The organism is Streptomyces chryseus, assembly GCF_014650755.1.
Lineage (GTDB): Bacteria > Actinomycetota > Actinomycetes > Streptomycetales > Streptomycetaceae > Streptomyces > Streptomyces chryseus.
Genome location: NZ_BMVO01000007.1, coordinates 87,660 through 109,346 on the forward strand (window position 1 = coordinate 87,660; position 21,687 = coordinate 109,346).

The following is a 21,687-nucleotide window of genomic DNA, read 5'->3' on the forward strand; positions in this document are numbered from 1 at the left end:
GGAGGCCGCGGCTCAGCGCGTCTTGCGCGCGGCCGCGGCCTCGGCCATTCCCGGCAGGAAGTCCGTGAACAGCTCGTGCACTTCCCGTACGAGCGGACGCAGCACCCGGAAGCGGGCGAGCGCGACCCCGCGCGTGGTGAGGCGGGCGCCGCGCTCGGCGAGGCGGTGGCTGCGCTCCCGGCCCTCGGACCGGTCGAAGACCCAGTACAGGACGAGTCCCATCTGGGAGAGCCACATCAACTCGGGCAGTATGCCCCGCAGTTCCTCGGGGACCTTGGCCTTGGAGCCGGCCAGTACCTCCCGGTGGACGTCGATGGCCGCCTCACGCGCGTGCTCCGACTCGGGGGAGAAGGGGCTCAGCGGGCTCTCGGGGTCCGCCGCGTTCTTGAAGAACTGGGCGGCGAACTCGTGGTACGGCGCCGCGATGTCCAGCCACGCCTTCAGCACCCCGGCCAGGCGCGCCTCCAGGTCCGTCTCCCGGTCCAGTACGGGACGGACCGCCGCCTGGTGCTCGGCGGCGATCCGGTCGTAGAAGCCCTGGACCAGGTGTTCCTTGGAGCCGAAGTAGTAGTACGCGTTGCCTACGGAGACCCCCGCCTCCTTGGCGATGGCCCGCATGGTCGTCTTGTCGTAACCGCGGTCCTGGAACAGCTGGAGAGCGGTTTCGAGGATGAGCGTGCGGGTCTGCTCGCTCTTGGGGGCCTTGTCTTCAGTCACGGTGTCCGAGCCTAACCGGGCGCGGCGCACCGGTCGTCGCAGGGCACCGGGACCCCCGCTCCGACCGCCGCCCCGGCCGTCGTCGCCTCGCGGTACTTGGCCGCCGCGAGCATCGTCACCCGTACGAAGGGGGCGCCCGCCGGGGTGGCGAGCCAGTGGGCCTTGGGCCGGTACTCGGCCAGGGCCCAGAGGCAGACCACCCAGGCGGCGGGGCCGCCGTAGATCTGGCCCTTGTCTCCGATGACGGTGATCTCGCGCAGGGTGCGGTCGTGGTCGAGAGCGGGGAACCTGCGCCGCGCTTCGGCCGACCCCGCCGGCACCAGGGCCAGCGGCACGAGCTTGCGTTGGCGCAGCAGCCAGTTGCGCAGGTGGACGCAGAGGGAGCACTGGGCGTCGTACAGGATCGTCAGTCTGCTGACCGGGAGCCGGCTCATCGTGCTCACGCCCCGGCGGGCGCGGTGGTGGTCCAGCCCTGCGGCGGGACCGGGGGGAGCTGCTCGCGCTCGATGAGGGAGCGCCGCCGGATCTTGTTGAGGACCCAGACGTTGCCGAGGTGCATGACGCCGAGCACGAGCAGGACGACGCCGACCTTCACCGAGAGCGCCTCGAAGAGTCCGCGGGCGTTCTCGACGGTGTCGGCCGCCTTGAGGTAGAGGGTGACGAAGCCGAGGTTGACGAGGTAGAAGCCGACGACCAGCAAGTGGTTGACCGCGTCGGCGAGCTTCTCGTCCCCGCGTAGGACGCTGGCGATGAAGATGCGTCCGTTGCGGCTGAGGGTGCGCGCGACCCAGACGGTGAGCGCGACGCTGATCAGCAGGTAGACGGCGTAGGCGACAACAGTGAGGTCCATACCCCACCCCTTCTTGAACGTGTTCAAAAGGCTGGCAGGAATGAATCTAGACCTCTTTTTGAACATGTTCAAGACAGTTTCTCGGCGCTCCCTTGGATGTTCTCTTCTGGATAATCCGCGACGGATCGAATTGCTAGGCTGCGGGCATGACCGCCATGACGCCAGCCCGCACCGAACCGGACCTGTCCTTCCTCCTCGACCACACCAGTCACGTCCTGCGCACCCAGATGTCGGCCGCGCTCGCCGAGATCGGCCTGACCGCCCGCATGCACTGCGTGCTCGTCCACGCCCTGGAGGGGGAGCGCACGCAGATACAGCTCGCCGAGATCGGCGACATGGACAAGACCACGATGGTGGTGACGGTGGACGCCCTGGAGAAGGCCGGCCTCGCCGAGCGCCGCCCCTCCAGTACGGACCGGCGGGCCCGGATCATCGCCGTCACGGACGAGGGGGCCCGCGTCGCCGGCCGCAGTCAGAAGATCGTCGACCGCGTGCACGAGCAGGCGCTGGCCGCGCTCCCCGACGGGGACCGGGAGGCGCTCCTGCGCGCTCTCAAGCTCCTGGCCGGCGACGGCCTGTCGGCTCCCGCCGAGAACCCCCGCCCGGCCCGCCGGGCACGCCAGCCCCTGAAGTAAGACCGAAACAAATAGTCTGCAACAAAACTATCTGCTACGGTCTCTCCTGTCGTCCCAACGGACAGGAGAGACCGCATGTTCGCCGCACCCGCCCCGCCCCCGGCGCCTCCCGCGACCCCGCGCTCACGCCGCCTCGCGCTCGGCGTCATCGCCACCGGGATGCTGATGATCGTCCTCGACGGATCCATCGTCACCGTGGCCATGCCGGCCATCCAGCGCGACCTGGGCTTCACCGCCGCCGGCCTCAGCTGGGTCGTCAACGCCTACCTGATCGCCTTCGGCAGCCTGCTCCTGCTGGCGGGCCGGCTCGGCGACCTGATCGGCCGCAGGCGGATGTTCCTGGCCGGTGTCGCCGTCTTCACCGCCGCCTCCCTGCTGGCCGGCGCGGCGGCCTCCCCGGCCGTGCTGATCGCCGCCCGCTTCCTCCAGGGCCTCGGCAGCGCGATGGCCTCCGCCGTCAGCCTCGGCATCCTGGTGACCCTGTTCACCGAGCCCAGGGAGCGGGCCAGGGCGATCGCCGTCTTCAGCTTCACCGGAGCGGCGGGCGCGTCGCTGGGCCAGGTGCTCGGCGGTGTGCTCACCGACGCGCTCGACTGGCACTGGATCTTCTTCATCAACCTGCCGATCGGTCTCGCCGCCCTCGCGGTCGCCGTCGCCGTACTCCCCGCCGACCGGGGACTCGGCCTGCGGGCCGGAGCCGACGTCGTCGGGGCCGTCCTGGTCACCGCCGGACTGATGCTCGGCATCTACACCGTCGTCAAGGTCGAGGAGCACGGCTGGAACTCGCCGCACACCCTCGGCCTCGGCGCCCTCGCCGCCGTACTCCTCGCCGCCTTCCTGGTCCGCCAGGCCACCGCCGGGAACCCGCTCATGCCCCTGCGGATCCTCCGCTCGCGCAGCGTCTCCGGCGCCAACCTGGTCCAGATACTGATGGTCGCCGCGCTCTTCTCCTTCCAGATCCTCGTCGCCCTCTACCTCCAGCAGGTGCTCGGTTACGGCGCCGCCGAGACCGGCCTCGCGATGCTTCCCGCGGCCGTCGTGATCGGCGCGGTCTCGCTCGGCGTCTCCGCCCGCCTCAACGCCCGCTTCGGTGAGCGCAACGTCCTGCTGGCGGGCCTGGTGCTGCTGATGGGCGTCCTCGGCCTCCTCACCCGCGTCCCCGTGCGGGCCAGTTACGCCGTCGACCTGCTCCCGGTGATGCTGCTCGCCGCCGGTTTCGGCCTCGCGCTCCCCGCGCTGACCACGCTCGGCATGTCCGGGGCGAGCGAGAAGGACGCGGGTCTCGCCTCCGGCCTGTTCAACACCACCCAGCAGATCGGCATGGCCCTCGGCGTCGCCGTCCTCTCCACCCTGGCGGCCTCCCGCACCGAAAGCCTCGCGGCGGCCGGCAGGAGCCGGGCCGAGGCCCTCACCGGCGGCTATCACCTCGCCTTCGCCGTGGGCGCCGGGCTCCTGCTGACCGCCTTCGTTATCGCCCTCACGATGCTGCGCCGCCCCGGCCACCGGCCGGCCGGCCGGGGCGACCACACCCCCAACACCGCCCGCGCCGTTACTGTCTGACCGACCATCACACGAAAGGCCGCTCCACATGAACGCGAACGCCCCCGCCCCCACGAAGAACGACGGCGTGCCGCCCCGGGCGCTCACCGACGCCGAACTGACCAGGCTGCTGAGCGAGCAGCGGTTCGGCGTACTCGCGAGCGTCCGGAGCACCGGCCACCCGCACCTGTCCACCGTGCTCTACCACTGGGACCAGGAGCAGCGGACCCTGAGCGTCTCGTCCACGGCCGCCCGCCTCAAGGTCCGCCAACTGCGCCGCGACCCGCACACGTCGCTGCACGTCAGCGGCCCCGACGTATGGTCGTTCGCGGTCGCCGAGGGCACGGCCCGGATCGTCGACCCGGCGGGCGAGGCGGCCGCCTCCGCCGGCCAGGAACCGGACCCCGGCCGACGCGTGGAGATCCGCATCCAGGTGTCCCGCCTCTACGGAACCGCACTCGACATGCCGGCCGGAAGCTGACGCGTGCCGGTGCCAGGCGTTGGAGGGTGTCGGCGGGACGAGCGGGACGGTCTCGCGGGGCGACGTTCCCCGGACGTCCGGTGACGCCGCTGGAGCCTCACGCGCCGAGCGAGCGGGCGTAGTTGACCTGGCCCATGACCAGGGGGAAGGTGTGCGGGCCGAGGGCCGGGACCACCGTGGAGTGGTGGAGGCCGCCGCTGGTCACCGTGACCTGGACCCAGCCGGTCGTCACCTTCTCCTTCATCAGCAGGAACAGCAGGCCGAGCAGGCAGAAGACGAAGAAGACGACGGCCAGCACGACCGCCGCGGTCGGCATCCTCTCCTCCGTCCTCGACATGTCGGTGACCGTCCACACCGCGCCCTTGAGGGGCATCGTGCCGGACGGCGTGACGATGGAGCCGGGCATCACCGTGATGTCGCCGATCGACATGAGCGGCGCCGGCGCGAAACCCGCCGGCGGTCCGGCGTACGGCATCGGCGTCCCCGGCAGGGTCGGCGGGTACTGCGGCGGGAAGCCCGCCCCCGGCGCGGCATGGGGGTAGCCGTACCCCGGCACCGGGCCCCACTGGTAGTCGCCCTTCGGCTCGCCGTCCGCCGCGTACGGGTTCGGATGCTGATCGCTCATGATTCCCGGTGCTCCCCTCGGCGCGCCTGCAATGCCCCGATACTGGCACAACTCGACTGGCACAACTCGGCGAAAGGCCCCGGCCCCCGGGGAGAACCGGGGGCCGGGGCCTTCGTACGTACAGCCGGAAGGACTAGAAGCGACGCGTGATCAGCGCGCGCTTCACCTCCTGGATGGCCTTGGTGACCTCGATACCGCGCGGGCAGGCGTCCGTGCAGTTGAACGTCGTACGGCAACGCCACACGCCGTCCTTGTCGTTCAGGATCTCCAGGCGCTGCTCGCCGCCCTCGTCGCGCGAGTCGAAGATGAAGCGGTGCGCGTTGACGATCGCCGCCGGGCCGAAGTACTGGCCGTCGTTCCAGAACACCGGGCACGAGGACGTGCACGCGGCGCACAGGATGCACTTGGTGGTGTCGTCGAAGCGCTCGCGGTCCTCGGCGGACTGCAGACGCTCACGCGTCGGCTCGTTGCCCTTCGTGATGAGGAAGGGCATGACGTCGCGGTACGCCTGGAAGAACGGGTCCATGTCGACCACGAGGTCCTTGAGGACCGTGAGGCCCTTGATGGCCTCGATCGTGATCGGCTTCTCCGGGTTGATGTCCTTGATCAGCGTCTTGCAGGCGAGCCTGTTCTTGCCGTTGATCCGCATCGCGTCGGAGCCGCAGATGCCGTGCGCGCACGAGCGACGGAAGGTCAGCGTGCCGTCGGTCTCCCACTTGATCTTGTGGAGACCGTCGAGCACACGCTCCTTCGGGTCGATCTCGATCGGGAAGTCCTGCCACTCGGCCTCGGAGGAGATCTCCGGGTTGTAGCGGCGGATCCGGAAGGTGACCGTGATGTACGGGGAGGGCGCGGACGCGGGCTTCGCGTCCTCGACCTTGTCCAGGGTCGGGGTAGCCATCAGTACTTACGCTCCATCGGCTGGTAGCGGGTCTGGACGACCGGCTTGTAGTCGAGACGGATCGACTCGGTGCCGTCGTCGCCGACCTCGCGGTACGCCATGGTGTGGCGCATGAAGTTGACGTCGTCGCGGTTCGGGAAGTCCTCGCGGTAGTGACCGCCGCGGGACTCCTTGCGCGCCAGGGCGGACACGGCCATGACCTCGGCCAGGTCGAGCAGGTTGCCCAGCTCGATGGCCTCCAGCAGGTCGGTGTTGAACCGCTTGCCCTTGTCCTGGATCGAGACGTTGAGGTAACGCTCGCGCAGCTCGCCGATCTTGGCGACCGCCGTCTTGATCGTCTGCTCGGTGCGGAACACCATCACGTTGGCGTCCATCGTCTCCTGCAGCTCGCGGCGGATGTCGTGCACCCGCTCGCTGCCGGTGTTGCTGCGCAGGCGCTCGACCTGGGCGACGACGAGCGACGCCGGGTCCTCGGGGAGCTCGACGTAGTCGGCCGTCGCGCTGTACTCCGCCGCGGCGATGCCGGCGCGCTTGCCGAAGACGTTGATGTCGAGCAGCGAGTTGGTGCCCAGGCGGTTCGCGCCGTGCACCGAGACGCAGGCGACCTCGCCGGCGGCGTACAGGCCCGGAACGACCGTGGTGTTGTCCGCGAGGACCTCACCCCTGACGTTCGTGGGGATGCCGCCCATGGCGTAGTGCGCGGTCGGCTGGATCGGGATCGGGTCCGTGTACGGCTCGATGCCCAGGTACGTCCGCGCGAACTCGGTGATGTCCGGGAGCTTCGCGTCGAGCTGCTCCGGCGGCAGGTGCGTGAGGTCGAGGAAGACGTGGTCGCCCTCGGGACCACAGCCGCGGCCCTCACGGATCTCCGTGTAGATGGAGCGCGATACGACGTCACGGGACGCGAGGTCCTTCATGACCGGCGCGTACTTCTCCATGAAGCGCTCGCCGTCCTTGTTGCGGAGGATGCCGCCCTCACCGCGGGCGCCCTCCGTCAGCAGGATGCCCATGCGCCAGATGCCCGTCGGGTGGAACTGGAAGAACTCCATGTCCTCCAGCGGCAGCCCGCGACGGTACGCCGCGGCCTGGCCGTCACCGGTCAGGGTGTGGGCGTTCGACGTCACCTTGAAGAACTTGCCGGTGCCGCCGGAGGCGAAGATGACGGCCTTCGCCTGGAAGACGTGGATCTCGCCGGTCGCCAGCTCGTAGGCGACGACGCCCGCCGACTTGCGGACCCCGTCGACCTCCTGCATGAGCAGGTCCAGGACGTAGAACTCGTTGAAGAACTCCACACCCTCCTTGACGCAGTTCTGGTACAGCGTCTGGAGGATCATGTGGCCGGTGCGGTCCGAGGCGTAGCAGGACCGGCGGACCGGGGCCTCACCGTGGTTGCGGGAGTGACCGCCGAAGCGGCGCTGGTCGATGGTGCCGTCCGGCGTGCGGTTGAACGGCAGGCCCATCTTCTCCAGGTCGAGAACGGAGTCGATGGCCTCCTTCGCCAGGATCTCGGCGGCGTCCTGGTCGACCAGGTAGTCGCCGCCCTTGATCGTGTCGAAGGTGTGCCACTCCCAGTTGTCCTCCTCCACGTTCGCCAGCGCGGCGGCCATGCCGCCCTGCGCGGCGCCCGTGTGGGACCGGGTGGGGTACAGCTTCGTCAGCACGGCGGTGCGGCTGCGCTTCGTCGACTCGATGGCCGCGCGCATGCCCGCGCCACCGGCGCCGACGATGACGGTGTCGTACTTGTGAATCTTCATGGTGGTTGCCTCAGCCCCGGGCCTAGCGGATGTTCGGGTCGAAGGTGAAGATCACCAGCGTGCCCAGAAGGACGGTGAACACCGTGGCGGTGTACAGCAGGTTCTTCAGCCAGAAGCGGGTGGTGGGCCGCTCCGCGTAGTCGTTGATGACGGTACGCAGGCCGTTGGCGCCGTGCAGCATCGCCAGCCACAGCATGAGCAGGTCCCAGGTCTGCCAGAACGGCGAGGCCCAGCGGCCGGCCACGAAGGCGAAGCCGATCTTGGACACGCCGCCGTCCAGCACGAGCTGGATCAGCAGGTGGCCGAGGACCAGGACGACCAGCACGATGCCGGACAGCCGCATGAACAGCCAGCCGTACAGCTCGAAGTTCGTGCGCGCCGTCTTCGGCGACTTCTTGGTGCGCTTGCGGGGCGGCTCGATCAGTGGAGCCGGGTTGTCCACGTCGTAGAGGCGTTCGCCCTCGACGGGACCAACAGCGGATGTGGTCTCAGCGGACATGTGCCTCAGCTCCCGAAGACTTCGCGTACGGCGTGGCCGAGCACGGGGTACAGCGCGCCTGCCATCAGCACGATCCAGATGCCCATCACGGTCCAGAGCATCTGCTTCTGGTAGCGCGTGCCCTTGGACCAGAAGTCCACGGCGACGACGCGCAGGCCGTTGAGCGCGTGGAAGAGGATGGCGGCGACGAGGCCGTACTCGAGCAGCGCTACGAGCGGGGTCTTGTAGGTGGCCACGACATCGTCGTACGCCTCGGGGGAGACGCGGACGAGAGCGGTGTCGAGGACATGCACGAACAGGAAGAAGAAAATGAGGACGCCGGTGACTCGATGAGCCACCCAGGACCACATACCTTCCCGGCCGCGGTACAGCGTTCCAGCCGGCACGGAAAAACCCTCCGGGAGCGGGGATCAGGGTCGGCCGGCTTCGATGTCGGTCTGACCCGGCCGGGTACGGTCCACCGGCCCCGGTCATCGTAGCGACGACTTGTCGGTTCCCTCGCGCGGGGTCCACACGTGTGATCAAAGTGGCACTCAAACGGGCACGGACGGGCTATCGGGCCGCTCCCCGCAGCCGGTGTGACCTGCGATATCGGTGTTTGTCGGACAAGCATCCGCTTTCCCGGGACCGGAAACGAGACGGGCGAGCCGTCCCCGCGCCAGCCCGCGCAGCTCGTCGGCCGCGACCGCCCGCTCCTCGTCCGGTTCGTTGCCCAGCCGGGACCTGATCCCGGCGAGCACCTGGTCGCGGTGCTCCTCGGGCCGGAAGCCGTCCAGGCAGATCACGAAGGCGTGACCGAAGCCGCTCTCGTACGCCGCGTGGGCCGCCCGCAGGGCGGTGTGCGCGACGGCGGGCGCTCCCGCGCCCAGACCGGCGGAGGACTCCCCGCTCAGCGCGTCGGCGATCTCGTCGTGCGACAGGTCGTACGACGCCTCGTCGGCGGCGGCGAGCAGCGCGTCCAGGTCGGGGTACGGGCGGTGGGCGGCGACGCGCCGTGCCCAGCGGGGACTGGCGCAGCAGCCGAGCAGGGCCGCCTCGGCGGCGCCGGCGGGCGCGGCGTTGAACCGGTGGAGGCCGGCCGCGACGGCGGCGGGGTCCGCGGAGCCCGCCGGGCCGGGCCCGCGGTGCTGCGTGGGTACGGCCGTACGTCCCGGCGATTCGCTGGACAGCGGAAGCTCCTCGGAGGGGGACCGGCGAGAACGGTGGGGCGGATGTGGCGCAACGCTATCGAGGCTTCAGGACAGCTGTCCGACGGTTGCGCGAACCTCACCCGAACGGGAGAGGTTGGACACACATACTGGCCGACTGGTGGACGATTGGGGGGCTGATTGTGCATCGTTCGTCCAATGATGTCGCAATTCCGTGGGCCGCTGGCCATAGCCGCGGTCTCCCTGACCGTCCCGCTCGTCGCCACCGTCACGCACTCGGAACCATCCGCCCAATCCGCCCCGCAGGCGGCGTCGGCCGGCCCTGCGGCGCAGCCGAAGCAGGCCGCGCCGACGGCCCCGCAGCCGACGCGGGCGAAGCCGGCCGCCAAGCCTTCGGCGAAGCCCGGACCGACGAAGGCGCCCAGCGCCGTCCCGTCGGTGCGGGACTACGACGCCGCCTCCGGCCCCGGCTGGAAGCCGCAGCCCTCCACCCGGGTCGTCGTGGCCCCGGACGACAGCCGGGCGCTCGGTGACGAGGGCAAGCTCCTGGCCCAGGAACTGAAGCGCGGCTACTCCGCCGCCGGGTCCGGCCGCGCGGGGGACATCGAGCTGGCGCTCGCCCCCGGCGGCGCGCCCGAGTCGTACACCCTGACCGTGCGTGACGGCCGGGTCCGCGTCACGGGAGCCGACCAGGCCGGCGTCTTCTACGGCACCCGCACCGTCAAGCAGGCCCTGGCGGCCGACGGTCGCCTGTCCGAGGGCGTCGTACGGGACAAGCCGGCGAAGCCGCAGCGCGGAGTGATGCTCGACACCGCGCGCAAGCACTTCACCGCCGACTGGATCGAGGACACCGTCCGCGAGATGGGCGACCTCAAGCTCAACCAGCTCGGCCTGCACTTCTCCGACGACCAGGGCTTTCGGATCGAGTCCGACAGCCACCCCGAGATCGTGTCCGAGCAGCACCTCACCAAGGCCGAGGTGCGGCGGATCGTGAAGCTCGCCGAGAGCCGCCACATCACCGTCATCCCGGAGATCGACTCGCCCGGCCACCTCGGCGCGGTCATGGACGCGCATCCGGACCTCCAGCTGCGCGACACCAGGGGTGTGGCGACGCCCGGCGCGGTGGACATCGCCAACCCGAAGTCGGCGCGGATCGTCGACGACCTGCTGAGCGAGTACGCCGACGTCTTCCCCGGCAGGTACGTGCACCTCGGCGGCGACGAGTACGCCGCCCTGCTCAAGCGGAACCCGGAGGTCTCGTACCCGGGTCTCGCCCGCGAGGCGGTCCGCAAGTACGGCCCGAACGCGAAGGTCCAGGACCTGGCCACCGGCTGGCTCAACGACCGCGCCGCGGCCCTGCGCCCGCACGGCAAGGTCCTCAAGGCGTGGAACGACGGTCTGCACGCCGGCGGCGTCGTCAAGGCCGACCAGGACCGCGAGGTCGAGTACTGGACCGGCAAGGAGATCGGCGCCCGGCAGCCGCAGGAGTACCTGAGCGAGGGCCGCAAGGTCGTCAACGCCAACGACGAGTACCTGTACTACGTACTCGGCGAGCCCAACACCTTCACCTACCCGACGGGCCGCCGCATCTACGAGTCCTGGACCCCGCAGGTCCTGCGCGGCACCACCCCGGTGCCCGCCCGTTACGCGGACCAGATCCTCGGCGGCCGCCTGGCCATCTGGTGCGACCTGTCGAACGCGCAGACGCAGGAGCAGGTCGCACGCGGCATCCACCTGCCGATGCGCGCGCTGGCCCAGAAGACCTGGGACGCGGGCACGCCCGCCCTGGACTGGGAGGGCTTCAAGGCCCTGACGCAGCGGACCGGCTGACCGGCTGACCAACGGGCCCGACCGGCCCGGGAATCACGATGGACGGTCCGGCCGGCGGCGTATGTTCCGCATGTGCACGCCGGCCGGTGTCCGCGCCATGTCACGCCTCGGGGGAGGGGCGTCCCGTCACCTCGGGGGGCCGCCCAGCCGTGCTGTGCGCCCATTGCCGTACAGAGAAAGCCACCACCGGCGAAGGGCCGCGATCCGCGACGCCCTCGACCTGCTGATCGTCGCCGATCTGCTCGACATCGCCGCCGCCGTGCTCGCCGTCGTCTTCGTACGCGCGCTGACGCGCATGCAGCGCCTCAAGGCCGCCGCCCCGCCCCTCGCTTCGACGGAGCTGCTCCTCAAGCAACTCGATGCGGGCAGAATGTGACAGCACTGTCGGGGTCCGTGGGGGGAGCGGGGCATGGGTTTTTGGGGTTACTTCGTCGTGGGCCGCAGCTGGCGGCCGCTTTCCGAGCTGGCCGCGCTGGCCGACGTACGGGAAGGGCTGACGCTCCACGAGACGCGGGGCGACGGATGGCAGGTGTGGGCGCGGCCCAGTGAGCCGCAGGTCGGCGACATGGGGGCGCTCGCCCGCGGGGTGTGCGGCGAGACGGGGACGCCGGCCCTGTTCGCGTTCGTCATGGACAGCGCCTGCGTGGTCGTGGAGGCCGCCACCTCACAGACGGCGGCCGGGTCCTGGTTCGGCTGCCTGGGGCGCCAGGCCATGGCGGGCTACCTGAGCGCCGACGGACTGGTCCTGGAAGACCTGTTCCTGCCGCCCGAGCAGGCCGCGGCGAAGGCGGTCGAGTGGGCGGCCGCCACCGGACGGACAGTGGCCCCGGGCGCGCTCCTCGACGTACTGCGCGAAGAGGCCGATCCGGTGGCCGAGGAGCTCTTCGCGCGCTTCCTCGACCGCCTGGGGCTGTGAGCGGCGATGAGCGGACTGTGACGTAATCGCGGCGCGGTACGCAGTCGGAAGGAGAAGGTCCGCACCGAGCGGGCCCTGCAGTGCCGAGGGAGGCACCGTGACTCTGGTGGAACTGATCGGCCGCGCCGACGAACGGACCCTGGCGGCGAGTGCGGTGGCCTGCCTGGACCGCTGCCTGCCGCTGCTGGAGTACGTCGAGGGCGCCGAGCGCATCGGTCTCGACACGGACGAGGCGCTCAGGCCGCTGTGGGTCGCGGTGGAGGGCGGCGACGCGTGGCTGGGCCGGCTGCGCAGAGTCGCCGCCGTGGTGGAGCGCGTCGCGGGCGCGGCCCCTGGCGAACTGGCCGGCTTCGCCATCCGCATGGCCGCCGCCGTCCCCGCCGCCTACGACGAGGCCGCGCTGCGCGCCTGGGCCCAGGACTGCTCGGCCGCCGTACTGGAGGTCCACCTGCGGCTGGACGGCGCGGCGCCGGGCGGCCACGAGACGCGGGTCGAGGCGTACCGGGCCGGCGACACCGACGGCATCAGCCCGCTGACGGCCGGCGAGCTGCGCCGCCAGTGCCAGCTCCTCGACATGCTCTCGGGCGACTCCGGCGGCGGCCTGAACCACGCCCTCCAGCTCTCGAACGAGGGCAAGCGCGTCCTGCGCGCCGCGGCTTCCCGCCGGGCCCGCAGCAACGGCTGACCGGGGCCCCTCCCGTGCGGAAGGCGCCCCGGCCGGCCGCCGGCGGCGCGTACTACGGGGCGAGCACCTTGCCGATGCTCACGCCCGCCGGGGCGCCGAGCGCCGCGCGGCCCACGTGACGCCGGAGCCGGTGACGATGCCCGACGTGCCGCAGTTGTCGAGCGGCAGGACGGTGCTGACGCCGGTGTCCTCGCCGTCCGCGTCGATCGCCACGTACGACTTCCGGGCGGTGCCCGGCGAGAGTGGCGGTATGCATCCGATCCAGCCCCGGCCCGTCACCACCGCTCGGCTCGACCTCCTGCCGCTGCGCGTCGCGCACGCCGCCGAGATGGCCGCCGTACTGTCCGACCCGAGCCTGCACACCTTCATCGGCGGCGCCCCGGCGACGCCGGAGGAACTGCGCCTGCGGTACGCGCGCCTGGCCGCCGGGTCGCCCGATCCCGCCGTCTCCTGGTGCAACTGGGTCGTGCGCGAGCGCGCCGAAGGCTGCCTGGCGGGGACGGTCCAGGCCACCGTGCGCGCCGGCGCGGACGGGCCCGCCGCCGAGATCGCCTGGGTCGTCGGCACCCCGTGGCAGGGGCGCGGCATCGCGTCCGAGGCCGCGTCGGGGCTGGTGCGGTGGCTCGCGCGGGAGGCGTCCGTACGTACCGTCGTGGCCCACGTCCATCCGGACCACCACGCGTCGGCCGCCGTCGCCGCGGCGGCCGGGCTCGCGTCCACCGGCCGGCAGCACGAGGGGGAGACCGTGTGGGAGGCGGCGCTGTGACGGCCGTGGCGGCTGTGTCGCACGGTCGTCCGGGCGGGCCCAGACTGGAAGAAGGTGAATAGATCCGGCTCCGGTACGGCCCCGCAAGGGAGGACCCATGCAGGCAACGACCCGGAACGACGCTCCCGTCGCGATCGAAGGCGGCGGAGTGGAGCTGCGGATGCGGGAGGTCGGGGGAGGCATGACCGTCGCCTTCGCCCGCTTCCCCAAGGGCACGGACATGGGCCCGCTGGCCAAGGGCCTGCCCGACGACCTGTGCCAGTGCCCGCACTGGGGCTACCTGCTCAAGGGGCGGCTGAGGATGCGCACGAAGGACGGCGAGCAGATCTACGAGGCGGGGCAGGCCTTCTACTGGGCGCCCGGCCACGTGCCGGAGGCCCTGGAGGACTGCGAGTACGTCGACTTCTCGCCCACCGAGGAGTTCAACGAGGTGATCGGCCACATCAAGGCGCGGATGGGCGGCTCGGACGCCTGATCGTGTGACGTTTCCGTGCCCGGGGGCGCAGAGCAACACGGGGGCCTGGTGCTTCCCGGGGGGCATGGGCACGGTGACCAGTGCCGAGTCGGCACGAAGAGGGACGTGTGGTCAGGGGCGGGGAGCGGCGTCGCACCCAGGAGTGCGACGCGGAACTGGGTGCTGCCGTCGGGCGGGCCCAGCAGGGGGACGAGGAAGGGTTCGCCGCGGCGTACCGGCTCGTGCAGCCGGGGCTGCTCGGTTACGTGCGGGGGCTCGTGGGGGACGATGCCGAAGACGTGACGTCCGAGGCGTGGCTGGAGATCGCCCGGGACCTGGGGCGGTTCCGCGGGGACGGGGCGGGGTTCCGCGGCTGGACGGCGACGATCGCCCGGCACCGCGCCCTGGACCACCTGCGCAAGCAGAAACGAAGACCCCGTACGTCGCTGATCGAGCAGGACGTGCTCGACCTGCCCGGCGGTCAGGACACCGCGGACGACGCGATCGAGGCGCTGTCCACCGGGCGGGCGCTGGAGATGATCGCCACGCTGCCGCGCGAGCAGGCGGAGGCGGTACTGCTGCGCGTGGTCGTCGGACTGGACGGGCCCGCGGCGGCCAGGGTGCTGGGCAAGCGCAGCGGGTCCGTACGGACGTCGGCGTACCGGGGTCTCAAACGGCTGGCCGAGCAGCTGGCGGGCGGCGGCCGGGCGGGCACTGTGACGTCCGCGCCGCCGCGCACGCTGGAGGATGAGACATGAGACGGGTATGGAAACGAGCACACGCGCGGGAACGGGCAGCGGTGGGTGAGGAGCCGGCCACGGCCGAGGTCGAAGCACTGCTGGCCGCCGTGAGCCGATCGGCGCCCGGACCCGGCGGGACGAACACCGACGCCGGTGTACGGGCGGCGCTGGCCGCGTTCCGGGAGGCGCGCGACGCCGGGCTGCACGCGGCCCCGGGACGCCGACGGCGGTGGCGCTCACGCGGACGCGACGACTGGCGGCCGTCCCGGGGGTGGCGGGGCGCGCTGCCGGCCCGCGCGGCGTTCGCCTCCCTCGCGGCGACGGTGACCCTGGGCGGGGTCGCGCTCGCGGCCGGTACGGGGGCGGTCCCGGCGCCGTTCGGGATCGGCGAGGGCGGCTCCGGCGAGCCCCGCCCCCGTGCGGTGGCGAGCGCGCACCGCGGCGGCGGTCCGGCCACGCCCCTCGCGGCGCGGGCGGGCGGGGCGTCGGGGCGCACTTCTGCGGCGGACGCGGCCGGCTCCGGGGCGGTGCGCGCGGAGCGGGAGCGGGACGAGGTGGCGCACTGCGTCGCGTACCTCGCGCCCCACGGCCGCCCGGACTCCGGACGCGGCGACGCCGCCGAGCGGCTGTCGGCGGCCGCCGATGTCGCGGGGCTGACGGTCGAGGCGTACTGCGACGGCGTACTGGCGGAGGCGGCGCAGGAGGGGCGTCCGGGACGGGTCGGCGACGGCAAGGACTCCACCAAGGCGGGGAAGACCCCCGAGGCCCCACGCGACACGCGGGCACCGAAGGCTCCCAAGGACCGGAAGGGCGCGAAGACGGCGGACTCGGAGGACGGGAAGGACGCACGGGACCCCGAGCGCGCACCGGACGCGCAGGCAGCGAAGGATGCCGAGTCCTCCAAGCGCCCGAAGGACCCGAAGGCCCCGGCCGCCGGGACCAAGCAGGACGCGCCCGCCCCGAAGGACGCCAAGCCGGCCCGCGCACCGAAGGACTCGAAGACCGCGCAGGACTCCGAGCCCGCGCAGGCGCCGAAGGGCTCCAGGCCCGCGCCATCACGGAACCACTCCAAGCCCGCCCACCCGCCGCAGCCCCCGGCCGACCGTCCCGCCACGGGCGTTGCCGAGGCAGCCCCTCCCGCCTAGCCGATGAAACAAGGGCGCGCGGCCACCCGGGGCGCTGCGCGCGACCCCGGCGGAGGCGGTCGCCGGGGAGGGGCCTGAGGGGCGGCTCCACGGACCCGCACCCGCACCCGCGTCCGCCCGCGCCGGTGGCCCGGAACGCAGATAGGGCCGCCGCCGGCCGTGGAGGGACGACCGGGGCCGCCACCCCCCACAGGAGAGGCCCCGGTCGCCGTCCGCGGACCGTGCGGCGGCCCGTACTACTCTCAGCGCCGGGCATGCGTTTTCTGTCACACCGCTCTGCGTCAGCAAACGGTTGCACGTTGTACAAGACGTGGACGCGACCCCTTGGAACGCCGTAGCGTGCAGACTCGCGCTGGCTGCGCGGCAGCGGTGACCAGCTGCGACTCGGGACAGGTTGAGGGAGTGCTGGGGGACGACGCGGAGCTGACCGCCGCGGTGCTCGCGGCACAGGACGGGGACGAGAGCGCCTTCCGTACTGTGTACCGCGCCGTGCACCCACGGCTGTTGGGCTACATACGAACGCTGGTCGGCGACCCGGAGGCCGAGGACGTCGCCTCCGAGTCGTGGCTCCAGATAACCCGCGACCTCGACCGGTTCAGCGGCGACGCGGACCGGTTCCGGGGCTGGGCGGCGCGCATCGCGCGCAACCGTGCCCTCGACCACATCCGGATGCGCGGCAGGCGCCCGGTCGTCGGCGCCGACGAGACGGAACTCGCCACCAAGCCCGGCGCCTCCGACACCGCCGACGAGGCGATGGAAGCCCTCGCCACCGGTGACACCCTCGCCCTCATCGCCCAGCTCCCGCAGGACCAGGCCGAGGCGGTCGTCCTGCGCGTGGTCGTCGGGCTCGACGCGAAGAGCGCGGCCCAGACCCTGGGCAAGCGCCCCGGCGCCGTACGGACCGCCGCGCACCGCGGTCTGAAGCGGCTGGCCGAGCTGCTCCACGCGGCGGACGCGGGGGCTCGCGGCGAAGACAGCGGCGCGGGTGGTGTCGACGGCAGCCGCGAGAGCGGCGAAAGCGTCAGCGGTACGGTTGCGGGCCTGGCCGGCGGGCGGCCGGAGCTCGAAGTCGTACCGCCGCAGAGAGGTCCGCGACCGGGGCAGGTCACGTCCGCCGGTGTGACGCATTCGCGCGTGCGGACGCAGAAGGACATGTGATGGCCGACGAGCGGTACGAGTGGCTCGACAAGGACGCGGCGGAGCGACTGCTGTGCGGAGAACCTGTCGGCCCTGTCGGCGAACACGCGCGCGCCCAGGCCGAGCGCCTCGCCGCCGCACTGGACGGCGTGGCCCGGGCCGGCGCCCACGAGACGGGTGAACTCCCCGGCGAGGCGGCCGCGCTCGCGGCGTTCCGCAAGGCCAGGGACTCGGCCCCGGAGAGCCTCGCCACGGTGCGCATCGAACGCAGGGCGTCCGCACCCGTGCGCTGGGGGCGTCCGGTACGCATCGGCCTGGCCGGGGCCCTCGCCGGAGTCGCGCTCGGCGGCGTCGCGGTGGCGGCGGGCACCGGCGTACTGCCGAGCCCCTTCGGCCGGGGCACGGGTCCCGCGCCCGCGTCCTCCGTGTCCGCCGCCGCGACCCCGCCGCCCGCCACCCCCGGCACCACCGCCGCCGATCCGGACGGCACCGGCGGCCCCACCCCGGACAGCATCCCGCCGGGCGGCACACCCGGTGCGCCCGGCGGCGGGAACGGCGACGAGGACGGCGACACCGGCGGTACGCACACGCCCTCGGCCGGGCCGGACGGCGTCACGCCCCCCGCGTTCCCGGACTGGGCCGGCGACGGCAGACCCGGCACGGGCGACGGGTCCGGGGACGCCCCGGGCTCCGGTGCCTGGTACCGCGAGACGGTCGAGGCCTGCCGGGACTACCGCTCCGGCAGCCTCGCCCCCCACCACGAACGGCGCCTGGAGGAGGCCGCCGAGGGCGCCGACCGGGTGGAGCGCTTCTGTGACCGTCTGCTGGACGGCTCCTGGGACGAGGACGGCGGCGGTACCGGCTCGGGCGACGGCGGCAGGAACAGCGGTGGCCACAACGGCGGCCGCGACGGCCACGACGGCGACGACGGCGACGGTGACCGCCGCTACGACGGCGATGGCGGCGAGGACGGCCGCAGCCGTGACGGCAGGACGACCGACGGCCGCCGGATCTCCCCGGACGGGGCGCAGCGCCGCCTGCCCGCGGTCTCGTACCCGGGGCTGTCTGCGGCGACCGCCGGGTCCGACGCCCCTGCCGAGGCCCTGACGTACCCGGGCTGAACCGCTCTGACCTGGACTTTCTTCTCCTCGCTCGCGCAGGTGTGACGTTTTTGGAGCGGGTGACGCAGTAGAGAGTGAGCCGACTGGTCATCGGCCGCGCGACGAGCCGGGGTTCCCCCCGTACCTTCGGCTCCGCGCACAGGCGCGGGCGGGACACGTTCCCCCGGTCCCGTCCGCGCCACATTCCTCTCCCTCGCCGCCCACCGGCGGCCTACCAGTGGACGACGACCTTGTCGCCGTCGCGCACCTGCGCGAACACGCTCGCGATCCTCCCCTCGTCCCGGACGTTGACGCACCCGTGGGACGCGCCGCCGTAGCCGCGCGCCGCGAAGTCCGACGAGTAGTGGACGGCCTGCCCGCCGCTGAAGAACAGGGCGTACGGCATGGGGCTGTCGTACAGCGTCGAGACGTGGTGCCGCGACTTCCAGTACACGCTGAACGTCCCCTCGCGGGTGGGCGTGTACTGCGAACCGAACCGCACGTCCATGGCCGAGACGACCCGCCCGTCGATCATCCAGGACAGCGTGCGGCTGGTCTTGCTGATGCACAGGACCCGGCCCGTCATGCAGCGCGGGTCGGGTGCGGCGACTGGCGCGGCGGTCGGCGGACGCAGCTCGGCGCTGGTCGGCTCCCGCGTCATGCCGACGAGCCTGCCCCAGGTGACGGTGTCGGTCGTGCCCGTACGGGGCAGGGCGCGCTTGCCCTGGAACGACGACACGGCGGCGGCGGTGACGGAGCCGTAGTGGCCGGTGGGCGTCCGGCCGAAGTGGCCGATCTGGCGAAGCCGCGCCTGGAGTTCGCGCACCTGGGCGCCTTCGGAGCCACTCGCCATCAGGACCCCGGGCGCGGGAGGAGCGGGCTTCGTCGGCGTGGGGTCCGCGGTCGGCGGCCAGGTCGTGGGCGCCGGCCCGGCGGGCGCCGTCGTCGCGCCGGTCGGCGCCGGGGGAGCCTTCGCGGGGCCGTGCGCCGGAGCCGCCGCCGCCGGCCGGGGCCCGCCCGCCCCCGTGCGCCGGAGCCGCCGCCGCCGGCCGGGGCCCGCCCGCCCCCGTGCGCCGGAGCCGCCGTCGCCGGCCGGGGCCCGCCCGCCCCCGTGCGCCGGAGCCGCCGTCGCCGGCCGGGGCCCGCCCGCCCCCGTTTCCGTCGCCTGCGCCTTGCACCCCGCCGTCACGGCGGCCACGGCCACCACGGCCGTCACCGTCCATGCCGTCGCCGCGCGCCCCGGCCCGCCCCTGCGCCGCTTCGAGCCCATTCCCGCCCCCGGTGTCTCGTCCGTCTCCCGTGAGTGATTCCCGTTCCGCCCGGCCACGAAAGCCGTTGCCGCCCCGCATGTCGCCCGTAGCCCCGCATGATGGGAGGAGCGACGCTGTGAGCAAGGTCCCAGCCTGCGGCTCTCCACCCGCCGCACGCCCGCCGCTACAGTCCGTCGCGAGGGTCGGTTCATTACCAGCCAGTACGTTCAGCGGGAGGCACAGCAGATGGCGCGCGAGTCGGAGTCGGGACTGCCTATTGAGCCGGTGTACGGACCGGACGCCCTGGAGGGCTGGGACCCCCGTGAGAAGCTGGGCGAGCCCGGCTCGTACCCCTTCACGCGCGGTGTCTACCCGTCGATGTACACCGGACGGCCCTGGACGATGCGCCAGTACGCGGGCTTCGGCACGGCGACCGAGTCCAACGCCCGGTACAAGCAGCTGATCGCCAACGGCACGATGGGTCTGTCGGTCGCCTTCGACCTGCCGACCCAGATGGGCCACGACAGCGACGCGGCGATCGCGAGCGGCGAGGTCGGCAAGGTCGGCGTGGCGATCGACTCGATCGACGACATGCGGGTCCTGTTCGGCGGCATCCCGCTGGACAAGGTCTCGACGTCCATGACGATCAACGCGCCCGCCGCGCTCCTCCTCCTGATGTACCAGCTGGTGGGCGAGGAGCAGGGCGTACCGGCCGACAAGCTGACGGGCACGATCCAGAACGACGTGCTGAAGGAGTACATCGCGCGCGGGACGTACATCTTCCCGCCCAAGCCGTCGCTGCGCCTGATCGCGGACATCTTCAAGTACTGCAGGGCCGAGATCCCGAAGTGGAACACGATCTCGATCTCCGGCTACCACATGGCCGAGGCCGGCGCCTCGCCCGCGCAGGAGATCGCGTTCACGCTGGCCGACGGCATCGAGTACGTGCGTACCGCCGTCGCGGCCGGCATGGACGTCGACGACTTCGCGCCGCGCCTCTCCTTCTTCTTCGTCTCGCGCACGACGATCCTCGAAGAGGTCGCCAAGTTCCGTGCCGCGCGCCGGATCTGGGCCAAGGTCATGCGCGACGAGTTCGGCGCGAAGAACCCCAAGTCCCTCATGCTGCGCTTCCACACCCAGACCGCCGGCGTGCAGCTCACCGCCCAGCAGCCCGAGGTCAACCTGGTGCGCGTCGCCGTCCAGGGCCTGGCCGCCGTCCTCGGCGGAACCCAGTCCCTGCACACCAACTCCTTCGACGAGGCCATCGCCCTGCCCACCGACAAGTCCGCCCGCCTGGCCCTGCGCACCCAGCAGGTTCTCGCCTACGAGACGGACGTCACCGCCACCGTCGACCCCTTCGCCGGCTCCTACGTCGTCGAGAAGATGACCGACGAGGTCGAAGCCGCCGCCCTGGAGCTGATGGAGAAGGTCGAGGACATGGGCGGCGCGGTCAACGCGATCGAGCGCGGCTTCCAGAAGAACGAGATCGAGCGCAGCGCCTACCGCATCGCCCTGGAGACCGACAGCGCCGAGCGCGTCGTCGTCGGCGTGAACCGGTTCCAGCTGGAGACGGAGGAGCCGTACGAGCCGCTGCGCGTCGACCCCGCCATCGAGGCCCAGCAGGCCGACCGCCTCGCCAAGCTGCGCGCGGAGCGCGACCAGGCGGCGGTGGACGCGGCGCTGGTGGAGCTGAAGAAGGCGGCGGAGGGCACCGACAACGTCCTCTACCCGATGAAGGACGCGCTGCGGGCCCGGGCGACGGTCGGAGAGGTCTGCGACGCGCTGCGGGAGGTCTGGGGCACGTACGTCCCGACGAACGCGTTCTGAGGCGCGTACCACGGACGAGTGATCGGGGGCGAAGTGTCGGTGCCCCCGGCTACTCTCGGTGGAGAGTGATCCCGACAAGGAGGATGCCGTGGCTGTCATGCAACACGAGCTGACGTTGGGCGAAGCCGCCGACCTGCTCTCCCGTGCACTGCCTGGGCACCGCGTGGAGATTCTCCAGGGGAGGCTCATCGTGACACCGCCGCCGGACGGCTCGCATGCACTGTCGTTGACCTGGCTGGTCGTGGCGTTCGACCGTGCCGGGGCGAGGCAGGCCGGGCTCAGGTACGTCCAGGGCATCGGCCTGTGGCTGCCCGGCCTGCCCGACGACTACGCGATCCCCGACTTCTCCGTCGTCGACGAGGACTTCCGGGACGCTCATGTGCAGAAGAACTGCTACGCCCCGAATGTCTTCCGCCTGGTGGTGGAGGTGACCTCCTCGAACTGGACCGACGACCTCGGGACCAAGGTCGAGAGCTACGCCGAGGCCGGGGTCCCGGTCTACATCGTGGCCGACCGCAAGCATGGTGAAGTGCTGCTCTACAGCGATCCGGAAAACGGCAAGTACCCGGCGCCGCAGCGGTACGAGCGGGGGGCCTCGGTCCCCGTCCCCGCCTCCGTCGGCGTCACCCTCGAACTTCCTGTGGACACCCTCCTCGACGGCGACTGACCGCACTCCGAAATGCCCCGG

General features: G+C 72.2%; 26 protein-coding genes. 15 read left to right on the forward strand and 11 right to left on the reverse strand.

Translation table 11 applies throughout. The features are described from left to right. Positions 1–12: 12 nt before the first annotated feature. From IE185_RS13920 to IE185_RS13930, 3 genes are read right to left on the reverse strand one after another with little or no spacing between them, the layout of a single operon-like run. A complete protein-coding gene (locus tag IE185_RS13920; RefSeq protein ID WP_138899092.1) occupies positions 13–717 on the reverse strand; it encodes a TetR/AcrR family transcriptional regulator in 705 nt (234 codons plus the stop codon). An 11-nt stretch (positions 718–728) separates the two neighbouring features. Then, a complete protein-coding gene (locus tag IE185_RS13925; protein ID WP_138899095.1) occupies positions 729–1,151 on the reverse strand; it encodes a thiol-disulfide oxidoreductase DCC family protein in 423 nt (140 codons plus the stop codon). Between the two features lie 5 nt (positions 1,152–1,156). After that, a complete protein-coding gene (locus IE185_RS13930) occupies positions 1,157–1,567 on the reverse strand; it encodes a hypothetical protein (protein WP_138899093.1) in 411 nt (136 codons plus the stop codon). A 146-nt stretch (positions 1,568–1,713) separates the two neighbouring features. Between IE185_RS13930 and IE185_RS13935 the strand changes: the two genes are divergently transcribed. The 3 genes from IE185_RS13935 to IE185_RS13945 all read left to right on the forward strand — a co-directional run bounded on the left by IE185_RS13935 (position 1,714) and on the right by IE185_RS13945 (position 4,222). After that, positions 1,714–2,202: a MarR family winged helix-turn-helix transcriptional regulator gene (locus tag IE185_RS13935; RefSeq protein WP_189715230.1), complete on the forward strand. Its 489-nt coding sequence runs from the start codon at positions 1,714–1,716 to the stop codon at positions 2,200–2,202. Between the two features lie 75 nt (positions 2,203–2,277). Then, a complete protein-coding gene (locus tag IE185_RS13940; RefSeq protein ID WP_189715232.1) occupies positions 2,278–3,762 on the forward strand; it encodes an MFS transporter in 1,485 nt (494 codons plus the stop codon). A gap of 28 nt (positions 3,763–3,790) precedes the next feature. Continuing rightward, positions 3,791–4,222 (forward strand): pyridoxamine 5'-phosphate oxidase family protein, encoded by a 432-nt coding sequence (locus IE185_RS13945; protein WP_138896992.1) that lies wholly within the window; start codon positions 3,791–3,793, stop codon positions 4,220–4,222. Positions 4,223–4,319: 97 nt separating this feature from the next. Here the strand turns inward: IE185_RS13945 and IE185_RS13950 are convergent, their stop codons facing one another. The 6 genes from IE185_RS13950 to IE185_RS13975 all read right to left on the reverse strand — a co-directional run bounded on the left by IE185_RS13950 (position 4,320) and on the right by IE185_RS13975 (position 9,170). After that, positions 4,320–4,847 (reverse strand): hypothetical protein, encoded by a 528-nt coding sequence (locus IE185_RS13950; protein WP_167519051.1) that lies wholly within the window; start codon positions 4,845–4,847, stop codon positions 4,320–4,322. Positions 4,848–4,980: 133 nt separating this feature from the next. Then, positions 4,981–5,748, reverse strand: coding sequence for a succinate dehydrogenase iron-sulfur subunit (locus tag IE185_RS13955; RefSeq protein WP_138896989.1), 768 nt, complete (start codon positions 5,746–5,748; stop codon positions 4,981–4,983). Further along, complete coding sequence (gene sdhA / locus IE185_RS13960; protein WP_138896988.1) at positions 5,748–7,502, reverse strand: succinate dehydrogenase flavoprotein subunit; 1,755 nt, start codon at positions 7,500–7,502, stop codon at positions 5,748–5,750. The genes IE185_RS13955 and sdhA overlap by 1 nt, the downstream gene beginning before the upstream one ends. A gap of 22 nt (positions 7,503–7,524) precedes the next feature. Continuing rightward, positions 7,525–8,001, reverse strand: a complete 477-nt coding sequence (locus IE185_RS13965) for a succinate dehydrogenase hydrophobic membrane anchor subunit (RefSeq protein ID WP_138896987.1) — start codon at positions 7,999–8,001, stop codon at positions 7,525–7,527. Positions 8,002–8,006: 5 nt separating this feature from the next. Next, positions 8,007–8,387 carry a succinate dehydrogenase, cytochrome b556 subunit gene (sdhC, locus tag IE185_RS13970; protein WP_138896986.1) on the reverse strand — a complete coding sequence of 127 codons (381 nt, stop codon included), beginning with the start codon at positions 8,385–8,387 and terminating at the stop codon, positions 8,007–8,009. A 147-nt stretch (positions 8,388–8,534) separates the two neighbouring features. Next, the gene (locus IE185_RS13975; RefSeq protein WP_138896985.1) at positions 8,535–9,170 is read right to left on the reverse strand and encodes a 2-oxo-4-hydroxy-4-carboxy-5-ureidoimidazoline decarboxylase; all 636 of its coding nucleotides are present in this window, start codon (positions 9,168–9,170) and stop codon (positions 8,535–8,537) included. Positions 9,171–9,350: 180 nt separating this feature from the next. Between IE185_RS13975 and IE185_RS13980 the strand changes: the two genes are divergently transcribed. From IE185_RS13980 to IE185_RS13995, 4 genes are all read left to right on the forward strand, one after another. Beyond that, entirely contained in the window at positions 9,351–10,979 is a 1,629-nt protein-coding gene (locus IE185_RS13980; protein ID WP_138896994.1) for a beta-N-acetylhexosaminidase, read from the forward strand. Positions 10,980–11,142: 163 nt separating this feature from the next. Next, positions 11,143–11,355 (forward strand): hypothetical protein, encoded by a 213-nt coding sequence (locus IE185_RS13985; protein ID WP_138896984.1) that lies wholly within the window; start codon positions 11,143–11,145, stop codon positions 11,353–11,355. A 33-nt stretch (positions 11,356–11,388) separates the two neighbouring features. Beyond that, positions 11,389–11,895 (forward strand): hypothetical protein, encoded by a 507-nt coding sequence (locus IE185_RS13990; protein WP_138899209.1) that lies wholly within the window; start codon positions 11,389–11,391, stop codon positions 11,893–11,895. Between the two features lie 97 nt (positions 11,896–11,992). Beyond that, positions 11,993–12,580, forward strand: a complete 588-nt coding sequence (locus IE185_RS13995; RefSeq protein ID WP_138899208.1) for a hypothetical protein — start codon at positions 11,993–11,995, stop codon at positions 12,578–12,580. A 78-nt stretch (positions 12,581–12,658) separates the two neighbouring features. Here IE185_RS13995 and IE185_RS33680 read toward each other — a convergent pair whose 3' ends face one another. Continuing rightward, on the reverse strand, positions 12,659–12,793 hold the full coding sequence (locus tag IE185_RS33680) for a hypothetical protein (protein ID WP_268246665.1): 135 nt from the start codon (positions 12,791–12,793) through the stop codon (positions 12,659–12,661). Between the two features lie 37 nt (positions 12,794–12,830). On the opposite strand from IE185_RS33680, the gene IE185_RS14000 reads away from it, so the two are divergent. The 6 genes from IE185_RS14000 (at position 12,831) to IE185_RS14025 (ending at position 17,943) form a co-directional block, all read left to right on the forward strand. After that, complete coding sequence (locus IE185_RS14000; protein WP_138899207.1) at positions 12,831–13,346, forward strand: GNAT family N-acetyltransferase; 516 nt, start codon at positions 12,831–12,833, stop codon at positions 13,344–13,346. Positions 13,347–13,443: 97 nt separating this feature from the next. Next, entirely contained in the window at positions 13,444–13,821 is a 378-nt protein-coding gene (locus IE185_RS14005) for a cupin domain-containing protein (protein WP_138899206.1), read from the forward strand. Between the two features lie 107 nt (positions 13,822–13,928). Then, the gene (locus IE185_RS14010) at positions 13,929–14,558 is read left to right on the forward strand and encodes an RNA polymerase sigma factor (protein WP_189715233.1); all 630 of its coding nucleotides are present in this window, start codon (positions 13,929–13,931) and stop codon (positions 14,556–14,558) included. Then, a complete protein-coding gene (locus tag IE185_RS14015; RefSeq protein WP_189715236.1) occupies positions 14,555–15,685 on the forward strand; it encodes a hypothetical protein in 1,131 nt (376 codons plus the stop codon). Before IE185_RS14010 ends, IE185_RS14015 begins: the two co-directional genes overlap by 4 nt. A 402-nt stretch (positions 15,686–16,087) precedes the next feature. Continuing rightward, on the forward strand, positions 16,088–16,843 hold the full coding sequence (locus tag IE185_RS14020; RefSeq protein ID WP_138899545.1) for an RNA polymerase sigma factor: 756 nt from the start codon (positions 16,088–16,090) through the stop codon (positions 16,841–16,843). Next, a complete protein-coding gene (locus tag IE185_RS14025) occupies positions 16,843–17,943 on the forward strand; it encodes a hypothetical protein (protein WP_189715238.1) in 1,101 nt (366 codons plus the stop codon). Before IE185_RS14020 ends, IE185_RS14025 begins: the two co-directional genes overlap by 1 nt. A 211-nt stretch (positions 17,944–18,154) precedes the next feature. On the opposite strand, the gene IE185_RS14030 is transcribed toward IE185_RS14025, so the two are convergent. Next, positions 18,155–19,192, reverse strand: a complete 1,038-nt coding sequence (locus tag IE185_RS14030) for a L,D-transpeptidase family protein (protein WP_189715239.1) — start codon at positions 19,190–19,192, stop codon at positions 18,155–18,157. A gap of 226 nt (positions 19,193–19,418) precedes the next feature. On the opposite strand from IE185_RS14030, the gene IE185_RS14035 reads away from it, so the two are divergent. Then, positions 19,419–20,999, forward strand: coding sequence for an acyl-CoA mutase large subunit family protein (locus IE185_RS14035; protein WP_189715241.1), 1,581 nt, complete (start codon positions 19,419–19,421; stop codon positions 20,997–20,999). A gap of 88 nt (positions 21,000–21,087) precedes the next feature. Next, positions 21,088–21,666 carry a Uma2 family endonuclease gene (locus IE185_RS14040; RefSeq protein ID WP_229843489.1) on the forward strand — a complete coding sequence of 193 codons (579 nt, stop codon included), beginning with the start codon at positions 21,088–21,090 and terminating at the stop codon, positions 21,664–21,666. Positions 21,667–21,687: the final 21 nt, after the last annotated feature.